Origin of the sequence: Hydrogenophaga borbori (genome assembly GCF_003417535.1) — a bacterium.
Lineage (GTDB): Bacteria > Pseudomonadota > Gammaproteobacteria > Burkholderiales > Burkholderiaceae_C > Hydrogenophaga > Hydrogenophaga borbori.
Genome location: NZ_QVLS01000001.1, coordinates 311647 through 329064, shown reverse-complemented (window position 1 = coordinate 329064; position 17418 = coordinate 311647). Strand labels below are relative to the sequence as shown.

At 71.3% G+C, this 17418-nt stretch carries 17 protein-coding genes; 5 read left to right on the top strand and 12 right to left on the bottom strand.

What is annotated here, in order from left to right; translation table 11 throughout:
- Positions 1-8 precede the first annotated feature (8 nt).
- Both pal and tolB read right to left on the bottom strand, forming a co-directional pair.
- Positions 9-569: a peptidoglycan-associated lipoprotein Pal gene (gene pal, locus DY262_RS01595; RefSeq protein WP_070398316.1), complete on the bottom strand. Its 561-nt coding sequence runs from the start codon at positions 567-569 to the stop codon at positions 9-11.
- A gap of 65 nt (positions 570-634) precedes the next feature.
- A complete protein-coding gene (tolB, locus tag DY262_RS01590) occupies positions 635-1957 on the bottom strand; it encodes a Tol-Pal system beta propeller repeat protein TolB (protein WP_416186963.1) in 1323 nt (440 codons plus the stop codon).
- Between the two features lie 161 nt (positions 1958-2118).
- Between tolB and msbA the strand changes: the two genes are divergently transcribed.
- Both msbA and DY262_RS01580 read left to right on the top strand, forming a co-directional pair.
- Positions 2119-3954, top strand: a complete 1836-nt coding sequence (msbA, locus tag DY262_RS01585; protein WP_425459280.1) for a lipid A export permease/ATP-binding protein MsbA — start codon at positions 2119-2121, stop codon at positions 3952-3954.
- Between the two features lie 62 nt (positions 3955-4016).
- A complete protein-coding gene (locus DY262_RS01580) occupies positions 4017-4544 on the top strand; it encodes an Mpo1 family 2-hydroxy fatty acid dioxygenase (protein ID WP_116957233.1) in 528 nt (175 codons plus the stop codon).
- Positions 4545-4578: 34 nt separating this feature from the next.
- Here DY262_RS01580 and pdxR read toward each other — a convergent pair whose 3' ends face one another.
- On the bottom strand, positions 4579-6066 hold the full coding sequence (gene pdxR / locus DY262_RS01575) for a MocR-like pyridoxine biosynthesis transcription factor PdxR (protein WP_116957232.1): 1488 nt from the start codon (positions 6064-6066) through the stop codon (positions 4579-4581).
- 65 nt (positions 6067-6131) lie between these two features.
- Here pdxR and DY262_RS01570 point away from each other — a divergent pair, with 65 nt between their 5' ends.
- Together DY262_RS01570 and DY262_RS01565 are read left to right on the top strand one after the other, a co-directional pair.
- Entirely contained in the window at positions 6132-7364 is a 1233-nt protein-coding gene (locus DY262_RS01570) for a benzoate/H(+) symporter BenE family transporter (RefSeq protein ID WP_116957231.1), read from the top strand.
- Complete coding sequence (locus tag DY262_RS01565; protein ID WP_116957230.1) at positions 7364-8164, top strand: YggS family pyridoxal phosphate-dependent enzyme; 801 nt, start codon at positions 7364-7366, stop codon at positions 8162-8164. The genes DY262_RS01570 and DY262_RS01565 overlap by 1 nt, the downstream gene beginning before the upstream one ends.
- Positions 8165-8168: 4 nt before the next feature.
- On the opposite strand, the gene DY262_RS01560 is transcribed toward DY262_RS01565, so the two are convergent.
- The 9 genes from DY262_RS01560 to DY262_RS01520 are packed head-to-tail and all read right to left on the bottom strand — an operon-like array spanning position 8169 to position 15734.
- Positions 8169-9719 carry an Rne/Rng family ribonuclease gene (locus DY262_RS01560; protein WP_116957229.1) on the bottom strand — a complete coding sequence of 517 codons (1551 nt, stop codon included), beginning with the start codon at positions 9717-9719 and terminating at the stop codon, positions 8169-8171.
- A 13-nt stretch (positions 9720-9732) separates the two neighbouring features.
- Positions 9733-10359, bottom strand: coding sequence for a Maf family protein (locus DY262_RS01555; protein ID WP_116957228.1), 627 nt, complete (start codon positions 10357-10359; stop codon positions 9733-9735).
- Positions 10356-10823 (bottom strand): 23S rRNA (pseudouridine(1915)-N(3))-methyltransferase RlmH, encoded by a 468-nt coding sequence (gene rlmH / locus DY262_RS01550; RefSeq protein WP_070398309.1) that lies wholly within the window; start codon positions 10821-10823, stop codon positions 10356-10358. Before rlmH ends, DY262_RS01555 begins: the two co-directional genes overlap by 4 nt.
- Positions 10820-11530 carry a ribosome silencing factor gene (gene rsfS / locus DY262_RS01545; RefSeq protein WP_116957227.1) on the bottom strand — a complete coding sequence of 237 codons (711 nt, stop codon included), beginning with the start codon at positions 11528-11530 and terminating at the stop codon, positions 10820-10822. The genes rlmH and rsfS overlap by 4 nt, the downstream gene beginning before the upstream one ends.
- Positions 11527-12174, bottom strand: a complete 648-nt coding sequence (nadD, locus tag DY262_RS01540) for a nicotinate (nicotinamide) nucleotide adenylyltransferase (protein WP_116957226.1) — start codon at positions 12172-12174, stop codon at positions 11527-11529. Before nadD ends, rsfS begins: the two co-directional genes overlap by 4 nt.
- Positions 12174-13091, bottom strand: a complete 918-nt coding sequence (gene hemF / locus DY262_RS01535; protein ID WP_070398306.1) for an oxygen-dependent coproporphyrinogen oxidase — start codon at positions 13089-13091, stop codon at positions 12174-12176. The genes nadD and hemF overlap by 1 nt, the downstream gene beginning before the upstream one ends.
- 2 nt (positions 13092-13093) lie before the next feature.
- Positions 13094-13690, bottom strand: a complete 597-nt coding sequence (locus DY262_RS01530) for a 1-acyl-sn-glycerol-3-phosphate acyltransferase (protein ID WP_245980764.1) — start codon at positions 13688-13690, stop codon at positions 13094-13096.
- A 47-nt stretch (positions 13691-13737) separates the two neighbouring features.
- Positions 13738-15012 carry a phosphoribosylamine--glycine ligase gene (gene purD, locus DY262_RS01525; RefSeq protein WP_116957225.1) on the bottom strand — a complete coding sequence of 425 codons (1275 nt, stop codon included), beginning with the start codon at positions 15010-15012 and terminating at the stop codon, positions 13738-13740.
- Entirely contained in the window at positions 15009-15734 is a 726-nt protein-coding gene (locus DY262_RS01520; RefSeq protein WP_070398304.1) for a YebC/PmpR family DNA-binding transcriptional regulator, read from the bottom strand. The genes purD and DY262_RS01520 overlap by 4 nt, the downstream gene beginning before the upstream one ends.
- 107 nt (positions 15735-15841) lie before the next feature.
- Between DY262_RS01520 and DY262_RS01515 the strand changes: the two genes are divergently transcribed.
- Entirely contained in the window at positions 15842-17383 is a 1542-nt protein-coding gene (locus tag DY262_RS01515) for a helicase HerA-like domain-containing protein (RefSeq protein WP_116957224.1), read from the top strand.
- Positions 17384-17418 lie beyond the last annotated feature (35 nt).

The following is a 17418-nucleotide window of genomic DNA, read 5'->3' as shown; positions in this document are numbered from 1 at the left end:
TCCTTGGCTCAACGGTAGGTGAGCTCGACGCGGCGGTTCTTGGACCAGGCGGTTTCGTCGCTGCCGGTCTGCGCGGGCTTCTCTTCACCGAAGCTCACGGCTTCCATCTGGCTGTCCTGCACGCCCAGCAGCGAAAGCGCGCGGCGCACGGCCTCGGCGCGTTTCTGGCCCAGGGCCAGGTTGTATTCGCGGCCGCCGCGCTCGTCGGTGTGGCCCTCCAGCTGCACGCGCACGCTGCGGTTGGCGTTGAGGTAACGCGCGTTGGCCTCGAGCAGGGCCGTGGCGTCGGGCTTGACCTCGAAGCTGTCGTAGTCGAAGTAGATGATGCGCTGCATCTGCGCGGGTTGGGCGCTGGTGCTGGACGGCACCTGCACACCGGCCACGCCGCGCGGGTCGACGCCGCTGCCCTGCCCGCCCGCGCCAGCCGCTCCGCCCGCGGCCGTGCCCGAGCGGTCTTCCACCGGCGGCTCATCCAGGCGGACGTTGGAACCGCAGGCCGCGAGCACGGCGGCGGCGATCAGCGCGGCGAGCAGGCCGCTGAGGCGTCGGAAGGGGGTGGTACGGGACATGGCGGTTCCTGAAGTGCGTTGTTGATGAGGAAACAATCGGGACGGGAGGATCGATCGGCGCGGGTTCAACGAAGGAAGGGTCCCCATTCGGGTTCCCGGATATCGCCCTGCGCGCCGGCCAGGCGGGTCTTGATGCGGCCATCCACGGTGGTGGTCATGAGCGCGTCGCCCCCCTTGTCGCGGGTGGCGTAGATGATCATGCGGCTGTTGGGCGCGAAGCTGGGGCTCTCGTCGCCGCTGGTGTCGGTGAGCGCAGTGACGGTGCCGCTGGACAGCTCCATCACGTGCAGGCGGAAGGCGCCGTTGATGCGCGAGATGAAGGCCAGCCAGCGGCCGTCGGGGCTGAGCGCAGGCGAGATGTTGTAGTTGCCGGTGAAGGTGACGCGCTGGGCGCTGCCGCCCTGCGCGGGCATGCGGTAGATCTGCGGCGAGCCGCCTCGGTCGCTCACGAAGTAGATCTGCTTGCCGTCGGCGCTGAACACCGGTTCGGTGTCGATGCTGCCGCTGCCGCTTTGCGTGAGGCGGCGCGGCTCGCCACCGTTGGCGTCGACCGCGTAGAGCTGGGCGTTGCCGGAGAGGGTGAGCGCGGCCACCACGGTCTTGCCGTCGGGCGACCAGGCCGGCGCGCTGTTGGAGCCGCGAAAGCTCGCGAGCACGCGGCGGCGCCCGGTGGCGACCTCGTGCGAGACGATCTCGGCCTTGCGCTTCTCGAACGAGACATAGGCCAGCTGCGCGCCATTGGGCGCCCAGCTCGGGGAGATGATGGGCTCGTTGCTGGTGAAGGCCGCCTGGGCGTTCTCGCCGTCGGCGTCGGCCACCCACAGGCGGTGCGTGCTGCCCGCCTTGGTGACGTAGGCGATGCGGGTGGAGAACACGCCTTTCTCGCCGGTGATCTTCTCGTAGACGTAGTCGGCGATCTTGTGGGCGGCCAGGCGCAGGTTGTTGGGCGTGCTGGGGTGGCTCATGCCGCCCAGGTCCTGCGCGCGCACCACGTCCCAGAGGCGGAAGCGCACGTCGAAACGGCCGTCGGCCAGGCGGGTGACGCTGCCGGTGAGCAGGGAGTCGGCACCGCGCTCGCGCCAGGGGGCCAGGTCGGGGCGGGAGGTTTCGTCGAGCGCGCCCGACAGCGGCGGCACCGCCACGAACTGGCCGGAGCGCTCCAGGTCGGCGCGCACGATGGCGGCGATGTTCTCGCTCGCGGCGTCGTTGCCGCGGAAGCTCACGGCCGAGAAGGGAAAGCGGGTGAGGCCAACGCCGGTGACCTCGACCCGGAACTGCGCCAGCGCGCCCGCGGCGGGCCAGCCCAGCAGGGTGGAAGCGGAGAGAAGGCCCAGGGCATGCCGGCGCGGCATCCCGGTGGAGGGATGGAGTCGGGGCGGTTGGTGCATGGTGTTGGGATTGTCGGGCAGTGCGGGACGCGAGGCCCGGTGCCCTTGTAAGTAGCGGCCGATAATACCGGACGCCCGCAGGCAAGCCGTGACAAGATGTGTGCCCTCGCGGCCTGCTGGACCGCGATCGCGCCCATTGGTTCCCCACCATCCGCCCCGATTTGAACCCCTCCGACCCGTCCGCTGCCCTCCCCTCCGGCCCGCTGCGCCAGCGGCTGCTGCGCGTCTGGCCCTATTTCCGGGACGCGAAGACCGGCATCGTCTTCGCCGCGCTGGCCACCGTGATCGGCGCGCTGACCGAGCCCCTGATCCCCGCCTTGCTCAAGACCCTGCTCGACGAGGGCTTCAACGACGGCCGCATTCCGCTGTGGATGGTGCCGCTGGCCTTCATGGGCCTGTTCGGCGTGCGCGGCATCGCCTCCTTCGTGGCGCAGTACGCCCTGTCGTACACGGCCAACGTGGGCATGCTCAACCTGCGCCGCGCCATGTTCGCCAAGCTCAACGCGGCCCAGCTGGCGCTGTTCTCGCGCCAGAGCGCGAGCAAGCTGTCCAACACCCTGGTCTATGAGGTGCAGACCGGCTCGCAGATGCTGGTGTCGTCCCTGCTCACCCTCGCTCGCGACAGCCTCACGCTGCTGGCGCTGATGGGCTACCTGCTCTACCTGAACTGGAAGCTCACGCTGATCGTGATCGCGGTGTTTCCCGGCCTGGCCTGGATCATGCGCGTGCTCTCCAAGCGCCTGTACCGCCTCACGCGCGCCAGCCAGCAGGCCACCGACGAGCTGGCCTACGTGGTGGAGGAAAACGCCCTGGCCCACCGCGTGGTGCGCCTGCACGGCGCGCAGCGCCGCCAGGCCGAGCGCTTCGACCAGCTGAGCGTGGCGCTGCGCCGCCTGGCGCTCAAGAGCACCATCGCCATGGCCGCCATGACGCCCTTCACCCAGCTGCTGGCCTCGGCCGCGCTGTCGGCGGTGATCGCGGTGGCGCTGTGGCAGAGCAGCACCACCGGCGTCACGGTGGGCAACTTCGTCGCCTTCGTCACCGCCATGCTGATGCTGATCGCCCCGATCCGGCACCTGGCCGAGATCGCCTCGCCCATCACGCGCGGCCTGGCGGCGCTGGAGCGCGGCATCGAGCTCATCGAACACACGCCCGAACAGACCGGCGGCTCGCACGTGGCCGAGCGCGTGCAAGGCGCCATCGCGCTGCGCGGCGTGTGGGTGCGCTACCCGCCCAAGGCCGACGGCGCCGACGCGGCCGAGGCCGGCCTGGCGCTGCGCGGCATCGAGCTGGACATCCGCCCCGGCGAAGTGGTGGCCTTCGTCGGCCCCTCGGGCTCGGGCAAGACCACGCTCATCAACCTGCTGCCGCGCTTCGTGGAAGTCGAGCGCGGGGTGGTCACGCTGGACGGCGTGCCGCTGCCCGACTGGGACCTGGCCAGCCTGCGCCGCCAGTTCGCGCTGGTGAGCCAGGACGTGGTGATGCTCAACGACAGCCTGGCCGCCAACGTGGCCCTGGGCGCGACCGACGACGAACTCGACGAAGCCCGCGTGCACGCCGCCCTGCTCTCGGCCAATCTGGGCGAGCTGCTGGAGCGGCTGCCGCAGGGCATGCACACCAACGTGGGCCACAACGCCACCGAGCTCTCGGGCGGCCAGCGCCAGCGCCTGGCCATCGCGCGCGCCATCTACAAGGACTCGCCGGTGCTGATCCTGGACGAGGCGACGTCGGCGCTGGACAACGAGTCCGAGCGCCTGGTGCAGGACGCGCTGTCGCGCCTGATGAAGGGCCGCACCACCCTGGTCATCGCGCACCGGCTGTCCACCATCGAGCACGCCGACCGCGTGATCGTGCTGGCCGAGGGCCGCATCGTGGAACAGGGACGACACGCCGATCTGCTGGCGGCCGACGGCGTGTACGCGCGGTTGCACGCGCAAGGGCTGGGCACGGCGGGCGCCGACGCCCAGGCCAGCCCACCCCAGGTCACCCCGGATTGAGCGCCGCGGCGCGTGGGTGTACAAGCGCGGCACAACACGCCCGCCCCGGCCGGAGACCCGCCATGCGCAACCTCAGCGAACAGCTCACGCAGTACGCGGCCTACCACCGCGACCGCCGCAACATCCTCACCCATTTCGTCGGTATCCCCATGATCGTGCTGGCCGTGGCCGTGCTGCTGGCGCGGCCGTTGCTGGCGCAGTGGGGCGCGGTGGCGCTGTCGCCCGCCACGGCGGTCACGCTGCTCACGGTGCTGTACTACCTCAAGCTGGACCTGCGCCTGGGCGCGGTGATGGCGGCGCTGATGGCCCTGTCGCTCTGGTTCGCGCAGGCGGTGGCGGCGCAGGCCACGGCCGTGTGGCTCACGGTGGGCGTGGGCCTGTTCGTCGTGGGCTGGGTGATCCAGTTCGTCGGCCACTACTACGAGGGGCGCAAGCCTGCCTTCGTGGACGACCTGGTGGGCCTGGTCATCGGCCCGCTGTTCGTGGTGGCGGAGGCCGGCTTCCTGCTCGGCCTGCGGCGTGAGCTGCAGCAGGCCATCGAGGCGCGCGTGGGCCCGGTGCGGGACCACGCCCCTGCCCGCGCGGCCTGAGGCCCGCGCCGGGCGCGATCGATCGCCCCTGCCCTCAGCGCGCCAGCGCGCGCAGCACCCTGGCGAGCCGCCGCACGGCGACCTCCAGTTCGCCCGGCGCGTGGGCCGCGAAGCCCATGAGGAAGCCCGCCTCGTGCCCGCCGGGCGAGGCGTGCAAGGCCGTCAACCCGAGCAGGTCGATGCCCGCGCGGCGGGCCGCGTCCACGGCCTCGCGCTCGGGGACGCCGCAGACCAGCACGCAGGGCATCTGCAGGCCGCCGTCCGGCACCCGGGGCTCCACCAGGCCGGCCAGGTGCTGGCGCACCAGGCGCGCCAGCGCGTCGCGCCGCTCGGCGTAGACGGCGCGCATGGTGCGCACGTGCGCGCCGAAGTGGCCGCCTTCGATGAAGCGGGCCAGCGTGAGCTGCGGGATCGGCGCGCTGTGCCCGTCCAGCAGCGTGCGCGCCACCGTCATGGGAGCCACCAGCGGCGGCGGCAGCACCATGTAGCCGATGCGTAGCCCCGGGAACAACGACTTGGTGAAGGTGCCGATGTAGACGGTGCGCTCGTGCGGATCGAGCCCCTGCACGCAGGCCGTGGGCCGGCCGGCGTAGTGGAATTCGCTGTCGTAGTCGTCCTCGATGATCCAGGCCTGCTGCTGGCGCGCCCATTCGATGGCGGCCAGCCGCCGGTCCAGCGACAGCGTGGCCCCGCTCGGGAACTGGTGGGACGGCGTCAGGAACACCGCCCGCGCCAGCGGCGCCGCCTGCTGCAGCAGGTCCACCCGCATGCCCTCGGCGTCCAGCGGCACCGGCACGCAGGCCAGGCCGGCGGCCTCGAAGGCCTTGCGCGCGCCGTGGTACATGGGGTCCTCGACGACGATGCGCTCGCCGGCGTCCAGCAGCACGGTGGCGCACAGGCTCAGCGCCTGCTGGGAGCTGGTCAGCACCAGCACGCGCTCGGGCGTGGCGCGCGCGCCGCGCTCCAGATTCACGTAGGCCGCGATGGCCCGGCGCAGCGCCTCCATGCCCTGCGGGGGGCTGTGCAGCAGGGCCGCCGCACCGTGCGCCTTCAGCACCTGGCGCTCCAGCCGCTCCCAGGTGGCCAGCGGAAAGGCCCGGACCTCCGGCACGCCGGGCGCGAAGGCACGCGGCGCGACAAAGTCCCGCACGCCACCGCCCTGGAACAGGGCGGCGCCGCGCCGGCTCAGGCGCGCCTCCCCCGGGTGGGCGGATGGGCGCCCCGCGGGAGCGCGCGCCCCCAGGCCCCGGGCCCGCGCCGACACGGCGCTGCCGCGGCCCACGCGCCGCTCGATGAAGCCTTCCGCGTGCAGCTGGCCGTACGCGGCCTCGACCGTGTCGCGCGACACCCCCAGCGACCGGGCCAGCGCGCGCGAGGCCGGCAAAGGCCGGCCGGCCTCCAGCGCGCCGTCGAGGATGAGCTGGCGCACGGCGCGCTGCACGCGCGCGTGCAGGGGCAAGGCGGCCCGCGCCGGATCGGCGACGCCGGCCTTGACCGATTCGAGCAGGGCGTGTTTGAACAATTGGTCTGGGTAACGTCAGAAAAATGGCCGGAGATATCCGACCATTTTCACTCTACAACACCCCCATGCCTTCCACCCCCTCCCCCACGCCCCTTCGCTGGAGCGACCTGCCCCACCCGGTCGTCGCCGGGCTGGTCTCGGTCATCGTCAACTATGGCGGCACCTTCATCCTGGTGTTTCAGGCCGCCCAGGTGGCGGGACTGAGCGCGGCCCAGACGGCCTCCTGGGTCTGGTCGGTGTCCATCGGCGTGGGCGTGACCGGCCTGCTGCTGAGCTGGCGCTCGCGCGAGCCCATCATCACCGCCTGGTCCACGCCGGCCGCGGCCTTCCTGGTGACAGCCCTGGCCACCACGCCCTACCCGCAGGCCATCGCGGCCTACCTGGTGTCGGCCGCCGCCTTCGTGGTGCTGGGCCTGTCGGGCTGGTTCGAGCGGCTCATCCGCCTGATCCCGCCCGGGGTGGCCGCCGGCCTGCTCGCCGGCATCCTGCTGCCCTTTGGCATCAAGGCCCTGGGCGGCCTGAGCGTGGACCCCACGCTGGCCGGCCTGCTGATCGTGGCCTATGTGCTGCTCAAGCGGATCACAGCGCGCTACGCCGTGGTGGGCATCCTGGCCCTGGGATTGGCTTTCCTGCTGGCGCAGAACCGCGTCGATCTCTCGGGGCTGGCGCTGCGCTTCGCCGCGCCGGTGTTCACGCCGCCCGAGTTCACGCTCAACGCCCTGCTCAGCGTGGCGCTGCCGCTGTTCCTGATCACCCTCACCGGCCAGTACATGCCGGGCATGCTGGTGCTGCGCAACGACGGCTTCAAGAGCCGCGCCGATCCCATCGTGGGCGCCACCGGGCTGGGTTCGCTGCTGATGGCGCCCTTCGGCTCGCACGCCTTCAACCTCGCGGCGATCACGGCGGCCATCTGCACCGGCCGCGAGGCGCACGAAGACCCGTCCAAGCGCTGGATCGCCGGCATCGCCGCGGGCCTGTTCTATGTGCTGGTGGGCGTGTTCGGGGTGACGCTGGCCGCCGCATTCATGGCCTTGCCGGCCACCTTCATCACCACGCTGGCGGGCCTGGCGCTGCTGGGCACCATTGGCGCCAGCCTGGCCGGCGCCCTGGCCGACGCCCGCACGCGCGAGGCCTCGCTGATCACCTTCCTGGCGGCGGCCGCCAACATCAGCCTGTTCGGCATCGGCGGCGCCTTCTGGGGACTGGTGATCGGACTGGCCGCGCACGCGGCGCTGCACGGCCACTGGCCGGGGCGGCCGGCGCGCACGGCGCTGGCGGACAAGGCAGCGAGGCCCTGATGACGACGCCAACGCCCGCCACCCCCACCCGGCACGACCGGCACGGCCGCTACCCCCAGGCCCTGACGGAGGCCGACCTGCGCCGCCACCTCGACGAGGTGCAGGCGCGCATCGCCGCGGCCTGCCGGCGCGTGGGGCGCGACCCCGCCGAGGTGCGCCTGCTGCCCGTCAGCAAGACCCAGCCCGTGGAACGCGTGCGCCTGGCCCACGCGGTGGGCTGCCGCCTGCTGGGCGAGAACAAGGTGCAGGAGGCCCTGGGCAAGTGGGAGCGCACGCAGGACCTGGCCGGTCTGCGCTGGTCCGTCATCGGCCACCTGCAGACCAACAAGGCCAAGCTGGTGGCGCGCTTCGCCAGCGAGTTCCAGGCCCTGGACAGCCTGCGCGTGGCCGAGGCGCTGGACCGCCGCCTGCAACTGGAAGGCCGTTCGCTGGACGTGTTCGTGCAGGTCAACACCTCGGGCGAGGCCAGCAAGTACGGCCTGGCGCCCGATGAGGTGCCGGCCTTCCTGCGGGCCCTGCCGGCCTTCGCGGCGCTGCGCGTGCGCGGCCTGATGACGCTGGCGCTGTTGTCGTCCGAGGCGCAGCGTGTGCGGCGCTGCTTCGTGTTGCTGCGCGAACTGCGCGATCGGCTGCGCCAGGACGCGCCCGCGGGCATCGACCTGGAGGCGCTGTCCATGGGCATGTCGGGCGATTTCGAGATCGCGATCGAAGAAGGCGCCACCGTGGTGCGGGTCGGGCAGGCCATCTTCGGGGCGCGTGCGCTGCCGGACAACCACTACTGGCCGGCGGCGGGCGGCTGAAGGCTCACATCAGGACGATGTCGTACTGCTCCTGCGTCATCGAGCTCTCGCTCTGCAGCGAGATCGGCTTGCCGATGAACTCCGACAGGCCCGCCAGGTGCGCGCGCTCCTCGTCGAGGAACAGCTCCACCACCTTGGGCGAGGCCACCACGCGGAACTCGCGCGGGTTGAAGGCGCGGGCCTCGCGCAGGATCTCGCGCAGGATGTCGTAGCACACGCTGCGCGGCGTCTTCACCGCGCCCTTGCCGCCGCAGGCCTCGCAGGGCTCGCTGAGCATGTGGGCCAACGATTCGCGCGTGCGCTTGCGCGTCATCTCCACCAGGCCCAACTGCGAAAAGCCACCGGTCATGGTCTTGACCCGGTCGCGCGCGAGCTGCTTGCGGAACTCGGCCAGCACCGCCTCTCGGTGGTCGTCGCGCGTCATGTCGATGAAGTCCACGATGACGATGCCGCCCAGGTTGCGCAGCCGCAGCTGGCGCGCGATGGCCTGCGCGGCCTCCAGGTTGGTGCGGAACACCGTGTCGTCGAAGTTGCGCGCGCCCACGAAGCCGCCGGTGTTCACGTCCACCGTGGTCAGGGCCTCGGTCTGGTCGATGACCAGGTAGCCGCCCGACTTGAGCTCCACCCGCCGGCCCAGGGCGCGCACGATCTCCTCGTCCACGTTGAACAGATCGAAGATTGGCCGTTCGCCGCTGTAGTGCTGCAGCTTGGCCACCGTGTCGGGCATGAACTCGCCAGCGAAGCCCTGCATCAGGCCGAACTGCTCGCGCGAGTCGATGCGGATGGACTGCGTGCCGGCGCCCGACAGGTCGCGCAGCACCCGCTGCATGAGGTTCAGGTCCTCGTGCAGCAGAGAGGCCGGCGGCTGGCGCAGCGCGGCCTCCTTGATGCGCAGCCAGGTCTTGCGCAGATAGGCGACGTCGTCGGCCAGTTCCTCGTCGTCGGCGTCTTCGGCGTTGGTGCGCAGGATGAAGCCGCCCGCCGGGCTGCCGTCGGCGGTGGCGGTGAGGGCCAGCAGGCGCTGGCGCAAGGCCTCGCGCTGGGCGGCGGGGATCTTCTGCGACACGCCGATGTGGTTGTCCTGCGGCAGGAACACCAGCAGTCGGCCCGCGATGCTGATCTGGGCCGTCAGCCGCGCGCCCTTGGTGCCGATCGGGTCCTTGAGCACCTGCACCATCAGGGCCTGGCCTTCGAAGATCTGCTTCTCGATCGGCAGCACCGGGTTGGGCGCCAGCACCTTGGGCGCGGCGGCCGGCGCGGCACCGCCCGCAACTGGCGCCGGTTCGGCGTCGGCCGGCGCGCGCGGCGTGGCGTGCTTGGCCTGGATATTGGGCATCAGGTCGGCCACGTGCAGGAAGGCCGCGCGGTCCAGGCCGATGTCCAGGAAGGCCGACTGCATGCCCGGCAGCACGCGCGAGACCTTGCCCAGGTAGATGTTGCCCACCAGCCCACGCTCCAGCGTGCGCTCGATGTGCACCTCCTGCACGGCGCCCTGCTCCACCACCGCCACGCGCGTCTCCTGCGGAGACCAGTTGATCAGGATGTCCTGGTTCATGGCTTGTGCCCCGTCAGAGGATGGGAAGGCCGGCCGCGCGCAGCAGCCCGGCGGTTTCAAAGGCGGGCAGGCCCACGATGCCTGTGTGGCTGCCGGCGATGCGGCTCACCCACAGGCCCGCGTGGCCCTGGATGGCGTAGGCGCCGGCCTTGCCCATGGGCTCGCCGCCCTCGACATAGCGGCGGATTTGCGTCGGCGTGAGCGTGTCGAAGCTCACCAGGGAAGTCGAGAGCGCGGCCCAGCGCCGCGCGCCCCGGCCCACGGCCACGGCCGTGAGCACGCGGTGCGTGCGGCCGGACAGGTCGGCCAGCATGCGCCGTGCCTCGGCGGCGTCGGCGGGTTTGCCCAGGATGCGCCGGCCCAGGGCCACGGTGGTGTCGGCGCACAGCACGGGCGCCGGCGGCAGGCCGCGGCGCTTCAGGCGCGCGAGCGCGGCCTCCAGCTTGAGCGCGGTGACGCGCTGCACATAACGCGCGGGGGCCTCGTTCGGCCGCGCGGCCTCCAGCGACTCGGCGTCCTCGTCCGCGTCGGGCAGCAGCGGTTCGTGGCGCACGCCCCACTGCGTGAGCAGCTCGCGCCGGCGCGGGCTCTGGGAGGCCAGATAGACAAAGGGTTCGCCGCCGGGGCCTGGTTGCTTCATTCGCGGTGGTAGGGGTGGTTCGCGTTGATGGACCAGGCCCGGTAGAGCTGCTCGATGAGCAGCACGCGCACCATGGCGTGCGGCAGGGTCAGGTCGGACAGCCGGATGCGCTGGTGCGCGGCCTCGCGAAAGGCCGGGTCCAGGCCGTCGGGCCCGCCGATCACCAGGGCCACGTCGTCCCCGCCCAGCTGCCACTGCCGCAGCTGCTGGGCCAGTGCCTGGGTGGTGAGCGGCGTGCCGCGCTCGTCGAGCGCGACCACGCGCGCCCCGCGCGGGATGGCCGCCTCGATGCGCTGGCGCTCGGCGGCCCACAGGGTCTCGGTGGTCTTGGAGCCGCGCGGCTCGGTCTTGACCGCCTTGAGCTCGACGCGCAGCTCGGGGGGAAAGCGTTTGGCGTAATCGTCGTAGGCGGTCTGGGCCCAGTCGGGCACCTTCTGCCCGACCGCGACGATCACGAGCTTCATGCCTTCTTCTTGGCGGCGGGCCTGGCCGGCTTGCGGGCCGCCGAGGGGGCGGCCTTGGGCGAGGCCTTCTTCTTCGCCGCCGGGGCATTGACCACCACCTTGGCCATGCCGGCGCGCGGCTTGGCGGGCGCCGCCTTCTTGGCGGCGGGGGCCCGGCTGGGCGCGGCTTTCTTGGCCGGCGCCTTCTTGGCCGGGGCGGCCTTGCCCGCCGGGGTGGCGCCACGGCTCGCGCCCTTGGCCGCGGCCTTGCGCGCCACGGCCTTGGCCGACACCGGCTTGGCCTCGGCGGCGCGCTCAGCGGCCGGCTTGGCGGGCTTCTTCGCCGCGGCGGCCTTCTTCGCGGCCGACGTCAGGCGCACGGGCTTGGCGCCCCAGATTTCCTCGAGCCGGTAGTACTGGCGGATCGCGGGCTGCATCACATGCGCCACGGCCGGGCCGCAGTCCACGATGATCCATTCGCCGTTGTCCTCGCCCTCGATGCGCGGCTTGTCGAAGCCGGCCTCGCGCACCGCGTCGCGCACGCTGGCGGCCAGGGCCTTGGTCTGCCGGTTGGAGGTACCGCTGGCGACGATCACGCGCTCAAACAGCGGCGAGAGTTCCTCGGTGTTGAAGACCACGATGTCCTGGCCCTTGACGTCCTCCAGGCCATCGACGATGGCCCTTTGCAGTTTCTGGATGTCTTTCTTCGCGGCGGATTCGCTGGTCATGAAGCGGTCTGGTAAAGGTGGTGCTGTGAAATATAGCTTGCGACCGCGTCCGGGACCAACAGGTCCAGCGGCGGTCCCTCGGCCGGGTCGGCGGCGAGTTTGGCGCGCAGCGCGGTGGCGCTGATGTGCTGCAGTGGCATGCGCAGCGGCACGAAAGGCAGATCCACGCGGCTGAGGTCGATGAGCGGCGCATCGCCGCGCAGGGCCTGGGCGCCGATGTCGGTGGGCCGGTTGGCCACCGCCAGGGTGGCCAGCGACAGCACCTCTTCCCAGCGCACCCAGGACTTGAAGGCGAGCAACTGGTCGGCGCCGAGCACCAGGTACAGCGTGGCCTGCGGATACTCGGCGCGCAGTTCCGCCAGCGTGTCGGCGGTGTAGCTGGGGCCCAGGCGCTCGGTCTCGCGGCGGTCGATGCGCGCCCGAGGCAGGTCGCCGAAGGCGCGCTCGCACATGGCGATGCGGTGGTGCGCCGGCGACAGCGTGCGCGCCTTGTGCCAGGCCTGGCCGGTGGGCATCACGTGCAACGCGTCCAGCCGGAGCTGCTCCAGCGCCGCCAGCGCCAGCGCACGGTGCGCGGTGTGCGGCGGATCGAAGGCGCCGCCGAACATGCCGACGCGCTGGAGCGGAGCACCGGAACCGGCCATCAGACCCAGTCCCGGCGCACCAGGAAGTCGCGGTAGAGCCGGTCCTCGGGCGTGCCCTTCTTCGTCTGGCGGTTGTAGGCCCAGCTCACCAGCGGCGGCATGGACAACAGGATGGACTCGCTGCGCCCGCCGGACTGCAGGCCAAAGTGCGTGCCCCGGTCCCACACCAGGTTGAACTCCACGTAGCGGCCGCGCCGGTAGAGCTGGAAGCTGCGCTCGCGCTCGCCATAGGCGGTGTTCTTGCGCTGGTCGACGATGGGCAGGTAGGCGTCGAGGAAGGCGTCGCCCACCGAGCTCATCATGGCGAAGCTGCCGTCGAAGCCGAGCTCGGAGAAGTCGTCGAAGAAGACGCCGCCGACGCCGCGCTGCTCATCGCGGTGCTTCAGGTAGAAGTACTCGTCGCACCAGCGCTTGAAGCGCGGGTATTTGTCGACGCCGAAGGGGTCGAGCGCGGCCTTGCAGGCGCGGTGGAAATGCCGCGCGTCGTCCTCGAAACCATAGTACGGCGTGAGGTCCATGCCGCCGCCAAACCAGCACACGGGCGCGCCGCCCTTGGGCGTGGCGGCGATCATGCGCACGTTCATGTGCACCGTCGGCACGTAGGGGTTGCGCGGGTGAAAGACCAGCGACACGCCCATGGCCTCGAACGGTGCGCCGGCCAGCTCGGGCCGGTGCTGCGTGGCCGAGGGCGGCAGCTGGCGCCCGCGCACGTGAGAGAAGCCGCAGCCCGCGCGCTCGAACACCGGGCCGTCTTCCAGAATCTGGGTGATGCCGCTGCCCTGGAGCTTCTCGCCGGGCTTTTTCTTCCAGCGGTCCACCACGAACTGGCCGCCGTCGACCAGGGCCACGGTGGAGGTGATCCGCTCCTGCAGATCGACGAGGTATTCGCGGACGTTGGCGATCGGGTTGTCGGACATGCTCACACCGTATCAGGCTTGGGCAGGGCTTGCACCGGGCTGGCCTGCGCGGGGCGCAGGCCACGCACCCCGGCGAAGGCCTCGGCCAGGCAGGCGTAGTCGCGCGCGGCGTCGCCGCTCAGGCGCAGAAAGCCACACACCCTCACCTCCCGGCGACTGTAATCCAGGGCCACCAGCGCCAGCGGCACGTCGGCGTCCAGCGCCACGCGGTAGAAGCCGCTGCGCCAGCCCGGCGTGCGCCGTCGCGTGCCCTCGGGCGACAGCGCCAGCCACAGCAGTTCGTCGCGCGCCACGGCCTCGCGCATGGTGTGCACCATGGCGCCCACGGCGCCGCGCGGCGAACGGCGCTCGATGGGGATGCCGCCGAGCCAGCGCAGCCAACGGCCGAACAGCGGCACGTCGAACAGCGTGTCCTTGCCCCAAAAGCGCACCGGAATGCCGATGGCCCATTTGGCCAACACGCCCACCACGAAATCCCAGTTGCTGGTGTGCGGGTAGACGATGGCCACGCCCTGGCGGGCCGGGAAGCCGTCCTCGACGACGCGCCAGCCCGCCAGGCGCAGCAGCAGGTGCGCCAGGCGGGAGGCGCGAAAGCGCACCGCGTGGGGTGGCGGCAGCGGGACGGGCCCGTGCGGATCCGGGGCGATCAAAGCGCGCGAAAGCCGATGTCGCGGCGGCATTGCATGCCGTCGAAGGCGATCGCATCGACCACCTCATAGGCGCGGCGCTGCGCCTGCGCGACCGAGTCGGCCAGTGCGGTGACGCACAGCACGCGCCCGCCAGAGACCCGCACCGCCGCACCGTCCTGCGCGGTGCCGGCGTGGAACACCATGCGGTCGGCCTCGTCGGCGGGCAGGCCGGTGATGGCGTCGCCCTTGCGCGGGTCCAGCGGGTATCCGGCCGCGGCCATTACCACGCCCAGCGCGACACGCGGGTCCCAATCGAGTTGCACGCGATCGAGTTCGCCGCGCGTGGCGGCCAGCAGCACCTGCGCGAAGTTGCTGCGCAGCCGCATCATGATGGGCTGCGTTTCGGGGTCGCCCATGCGGCAGTTGAACTCCAGGGTCTTGACCGCACCGTCGGGCGTGATCATGAGGCCCGCATAGAGAAAGCCGGTGTAGGGGATGCCGTCGGCCTTCATGCCGCGCAGCGTGGGCAGGATCACCTCGTCCATGGCCCGCCGGTGCACGGCCGGCGTGACCACCGGCGCGGGCGAGTACGCCCCCATGCCGCCGGTATTGGGACCCTGGTCGGCGTCCTTCAGGCGCTTGTGGTCCTGGCTGGTGGCCAGCGCCAGGGCGTGCTCGCCGTCGCACAGCACGATGAAGCTGGCTTCCTCGCCCTGCAGGAACTCTTCGATGACCACGCGCGCGCCGCCTTCGTTGTGGGCCACGCCGAGCTTGTTGTCCAACAGCATGAAGTCGATGGCCTCGTGCGCCTCGGCCGCCGTCATGGCCACCACCACGCCCTTGCCGGCCGCCAGGCCGTCGGCCTTGACGACGATGGGCGCGCCCTTTGCGTCGACGTAGGCGTGGGCCTGGACCGGATCGGTGAAGGCCTGGTACTCGGCCGTGGGGATGCCGTGGCGCTGCATGAAGGCCTTGCTGAAGGCCTTGGAGCTTTCCAGCTGCGCGGCCTTCTGCGTGGGGCCGAAGATGGCCAGGCCGTGCGCGCGGAACTCGTCCACCACGCCCGCCGCCAGCGGCGCCTCGGGGCCCACCACGGTGAGCGCCACCCCATTGGCCTGCACCCATTCGCGCAGCGCCACCTTGTCGGTGATGGGCAGGTTGGTGAGCTGCGGGTCGCGCGCGGTGCCGGCGTTGCCGGGGGCCACGACCACCTGGTCCACACCCTCGGACTGCTTCAGGCGCCAGGCGAGCGCGTGTTCGCGGCCGCCGCCGCCGATGACAAGAACCTTCATTCCGAGATTTCAGCGTTGTGGTAGACGTTCTGCACGTCGTCCAGGTCTTCCAGGATGTCCAGCAGCTTCTGCATGCGCGCGGCGTCTTCGCCGGCCAGGGCCACGGTGTTTTCGGCGCGCATGGTCACCTCGGCGATCTCGGGCTTGAGGCCCTTGGCTTCGAGCGCGTCCTTCACGGCCTCGAAGTCGCCGGGCGCGGTCAGCACCTCGATGGCGCCGTCCTCGTCGGTGATGACGTCCTCGGCGCCGGCCTCCAGCGCCACCTCCATCACCGCGTCTTCCGAGGTGCCGGGCGCGAAGATGAGTTGGCCGCAGTGCTTGAACTGGAAGGCCACCGAGCCTTCGGTGCCCAGGTTGCCGCCGTACTTGCTGAAGGCATGGCGCACCTCGGCCACGGTGCGCACGCGGTTGTCGGTCATGGTGTCCAGGATCACCGCCGCGCCGCCGATGCCATAGCCCTCGTAGCGGATCTCCTCCAGCGACAGGCCTTCCAGCGTGCCCGAGGCCTTGTCCACGTTGTACTTGATGCGGTCGGCCGGCATGTTGGCCGCCTTGGCCTTCTCGATGGCCAGGCGCAGGCGCGGGTTCATGGCGGGGTCGCCGCCGCCGCTGCGCGCGGCCACCGTGATTTCACGGATCACGCGGGTCCAGATCTTCCCCCGCTTCTCGTCCTGGCGCCCCTTGCGGTGCTGGATGTTCGCCCATTTGCTGTGTCCGGCCATGGGAAGTCCTCGAAATGCCTGCTGGCTTTGATCTAATGAGCCCGCGATTTTACGATTGCGCCCCTTCCCGTCCCTTTGCGCCCCGCCCACCCCCTCAGGACCCCGCCATGGCCGACCCCCTGCTGATCGCCAAGAACGCCCACACCACCTGCCAGCTGCTGCCCGGCCTGGCCAACCGCCACGGCCTCATCACCGGCGCCACCGGCACGGGCAAGACGGTGACGCTGCAGGCCATGGCCGAAGGCTTCTCGCGCATTGGCGTGCCGGTGTTCATGGCCGACGTCAAGGGCGACCTGTGCGGCATCAGCCAGACCGGCAAGATCGGCGAGAAGATGGCCGGCGTGCTGGCCGAGCGCGGCATCGAACTGCCCCAGCCCACCGAATGCCCCACCACCCTGTGGGACGTGTTCGGCGAACAGGGCCACCCCGTGCGCGCCACCATCAGCGACATGGGCCCGCTGCTGCTGGCGCGCATGCTGAACCTGAACGACACGCAGTCCGGCGTGTTGAACCTGATCTTCAAGATCGCCGACGACAACGGCCTGCTGCTGCTCGACATGAAGGACCTGCGGGCCATGCTGCAGCACGTGGGCGACAACGCCAAGCAGTTCACCACCGAGTACGGCAACATCAGCGCCGCCTCCATCGGCGCCATCCAGCGCGGGCTGATGCAGGTCGAATCGCAGGGGGGCGACAAGTTCTTCGGCGAGCCCATGCTCGACATCGCCGACTTCATGCAGACCGTGGACGGCAAGGGGGTGATCAACATCCTCGCGGCCGACAGGCTGCTCAACGCGCCGCGCCTGTACGCCACCTTCCTGCTGTGGATGCTCTCGGAACTGTTCGAGACCCTGCCCGAGATCGGCGACCCCGACAAGCCCAAGCTGGTGTTCTTCTTCGACGAGGCGCACCTGCTGTTCGACGAAGCGCCCAAGGTCCTGGTCGAGCGCATCGAGCTCGTGGTGCGCCTGGTGCGCTCCAAGGGCGTGGGCGTGTACTTCGTGACGCAGAACCCGCTGGACATCCCCGACAGCGTGCTCGGCCAGCTCGGCAACCGCGTGCAGCACGCGCTGCGCGCCTTCACGCCGCGCGACCAGAAGGCGGTGAAGTCCACCGCCCAGACCATGCGGCCCAAGGCCGGCTTGGACATCGAGGCCGCCATCACCGAACTCGCGGTGGGCGAGGCCCTGGTGAGCTTCCTCGACACCAAGGGCCGCCCCTGCGAAACCGAGCGCGCCTACGTGGTGCCGCCCGGCAGCCAGATCGGCCCCATCACGCCCGAGCAGCGGCGCGCCCTGATCCAGGACTCGCTGGTGGCCGGCACGTACGAGAAGCTGGTGGACCGCGAGAGCGCGTTCGAAATTTTCCGCGGGCGCGCCGGCGGTGGCAGCGAGGAAGCGGCCGAGGCAGCCGGGGGCAAGCCCGCCGTCAAGACCCCGCGCATCCCCGGCGCGGCCAAGGACGCGCCGGCCGCCGAGGAGAAGAGCGTCATCAACGAGGTGCTGTTCGGCCGCACCGGCCCGCGCGGCGGCCAGTACGACGGCCTGGTGCAGACCATGGCCAAGACCGCCGCCCGCACCGTGGCCAGCGGCCTGGGGCGGCAGATTCTGCGCGGGGTGCTGGGCGGGCTGCTGGGCGGCAAGCGCTGACCCCTGCCGCCGGCCAGCGCGCCCGGCGCGCGCCG

Excerpts from the sequence above, each read along its gene's own strand:
- pal (WP_070398316.1), bottom strand. The coding sequence starts at position 569 with ATGTCCCGTACCACCCCCTTCCGACGCCTCAGCGGCCTGCTCGCCGCG.
- tolB (WP_416186963.1), bottom strand. The coding sequence starts at position 1,957 with ATGCACCAACCGCCCCGACTCCATCCCTCCACCGGGATGCCGCGCCGG.
- DY262_RS01580 (WP_116957233.1), top strand. The coding sequence starts at position 4,017 with ATGCGCAACCTCAGCGAACAGCTCACGCAGTACGCGGCCTACCACCGC.
- DY262_RS01570 (WP_116957231.1), top strand. The coding sequence starts at position 6,132 with ATGCCTTCCACCCCCTCCCCCACGCCCCTTCGCTGGAGCGACCTGCCC.
- DY262_RS01565 (WP_116957230.1), top strand. The coding sequence starts at position 7,364 with ATGACGACGCCAACGCCCGCCACCCCCACCCGGCACGACCGGCACGGC.
- DY262_RS01560 (WP_116957229.1), bottom strand. The coding sequence starts at position 9,719 with ATGAACCAGGACATCCTGATCAACTGGTCTCCGCAGGAGACGCGCGTG.
- DY262_RS01555 (WP_116957228.1), bottom strand. The coding sequence starts at position 10,359 with ATGAAGCAACCAGGCCCCGGCGGCGAACCCTTTGTCTATCTGGCCTCC.
- rlmH (WP_070398309.1), bottom strand. The coding sequence starts at position 10,823 with ATGAAGCTCGTGATCGTCGCGGTCGGGCAGAAGGTGCCCGACTGGGCC.
- rsfS (WP_116957227.1), bottom strand. The coding sequence starts at position 11,530 with ATGACCAGCGAATCCGCCGCGAAGAAAGACATCCAGAAACTGCAAAGG.
- nadD (WP_116957226.1), bottom strand. The coding sequence starts at position 12,174 with ATGGCCGGTTCCGGTGCTCCGCTCCAGCGCGTCGGCATGTTCGGCGGC.
- hemF (WP_070398306.1), bottom strand. The coding sequence starts at position 13,091 with ATGTCCGACAACCCGATCGCCAACGTCCGCGAATACCTCGTCGATCTG.
- purD (WP_116957225.1), bottom strand. The coding sequence starts at position 15,012 with ATGAAGGTTCTTGTCATCGGCGGCGGCGGCCGCGAACACGCGCTCGCC.
- DY262_RS01520 (WP_070398304.1), bottom strand. The coding sequence starts at position 15,734 with ATGGCCGGACACAGCAAATGGGCGAACATCCAGCACCGCAAGGGGCGC.
- DY262_RS01515 (WP_116957224.1), top strand. The coding sequence starts at position 15,842 with ATGGCCGACCCCCTGCTGATCGCCAAGAACGCCCACACCACCTGCCAG.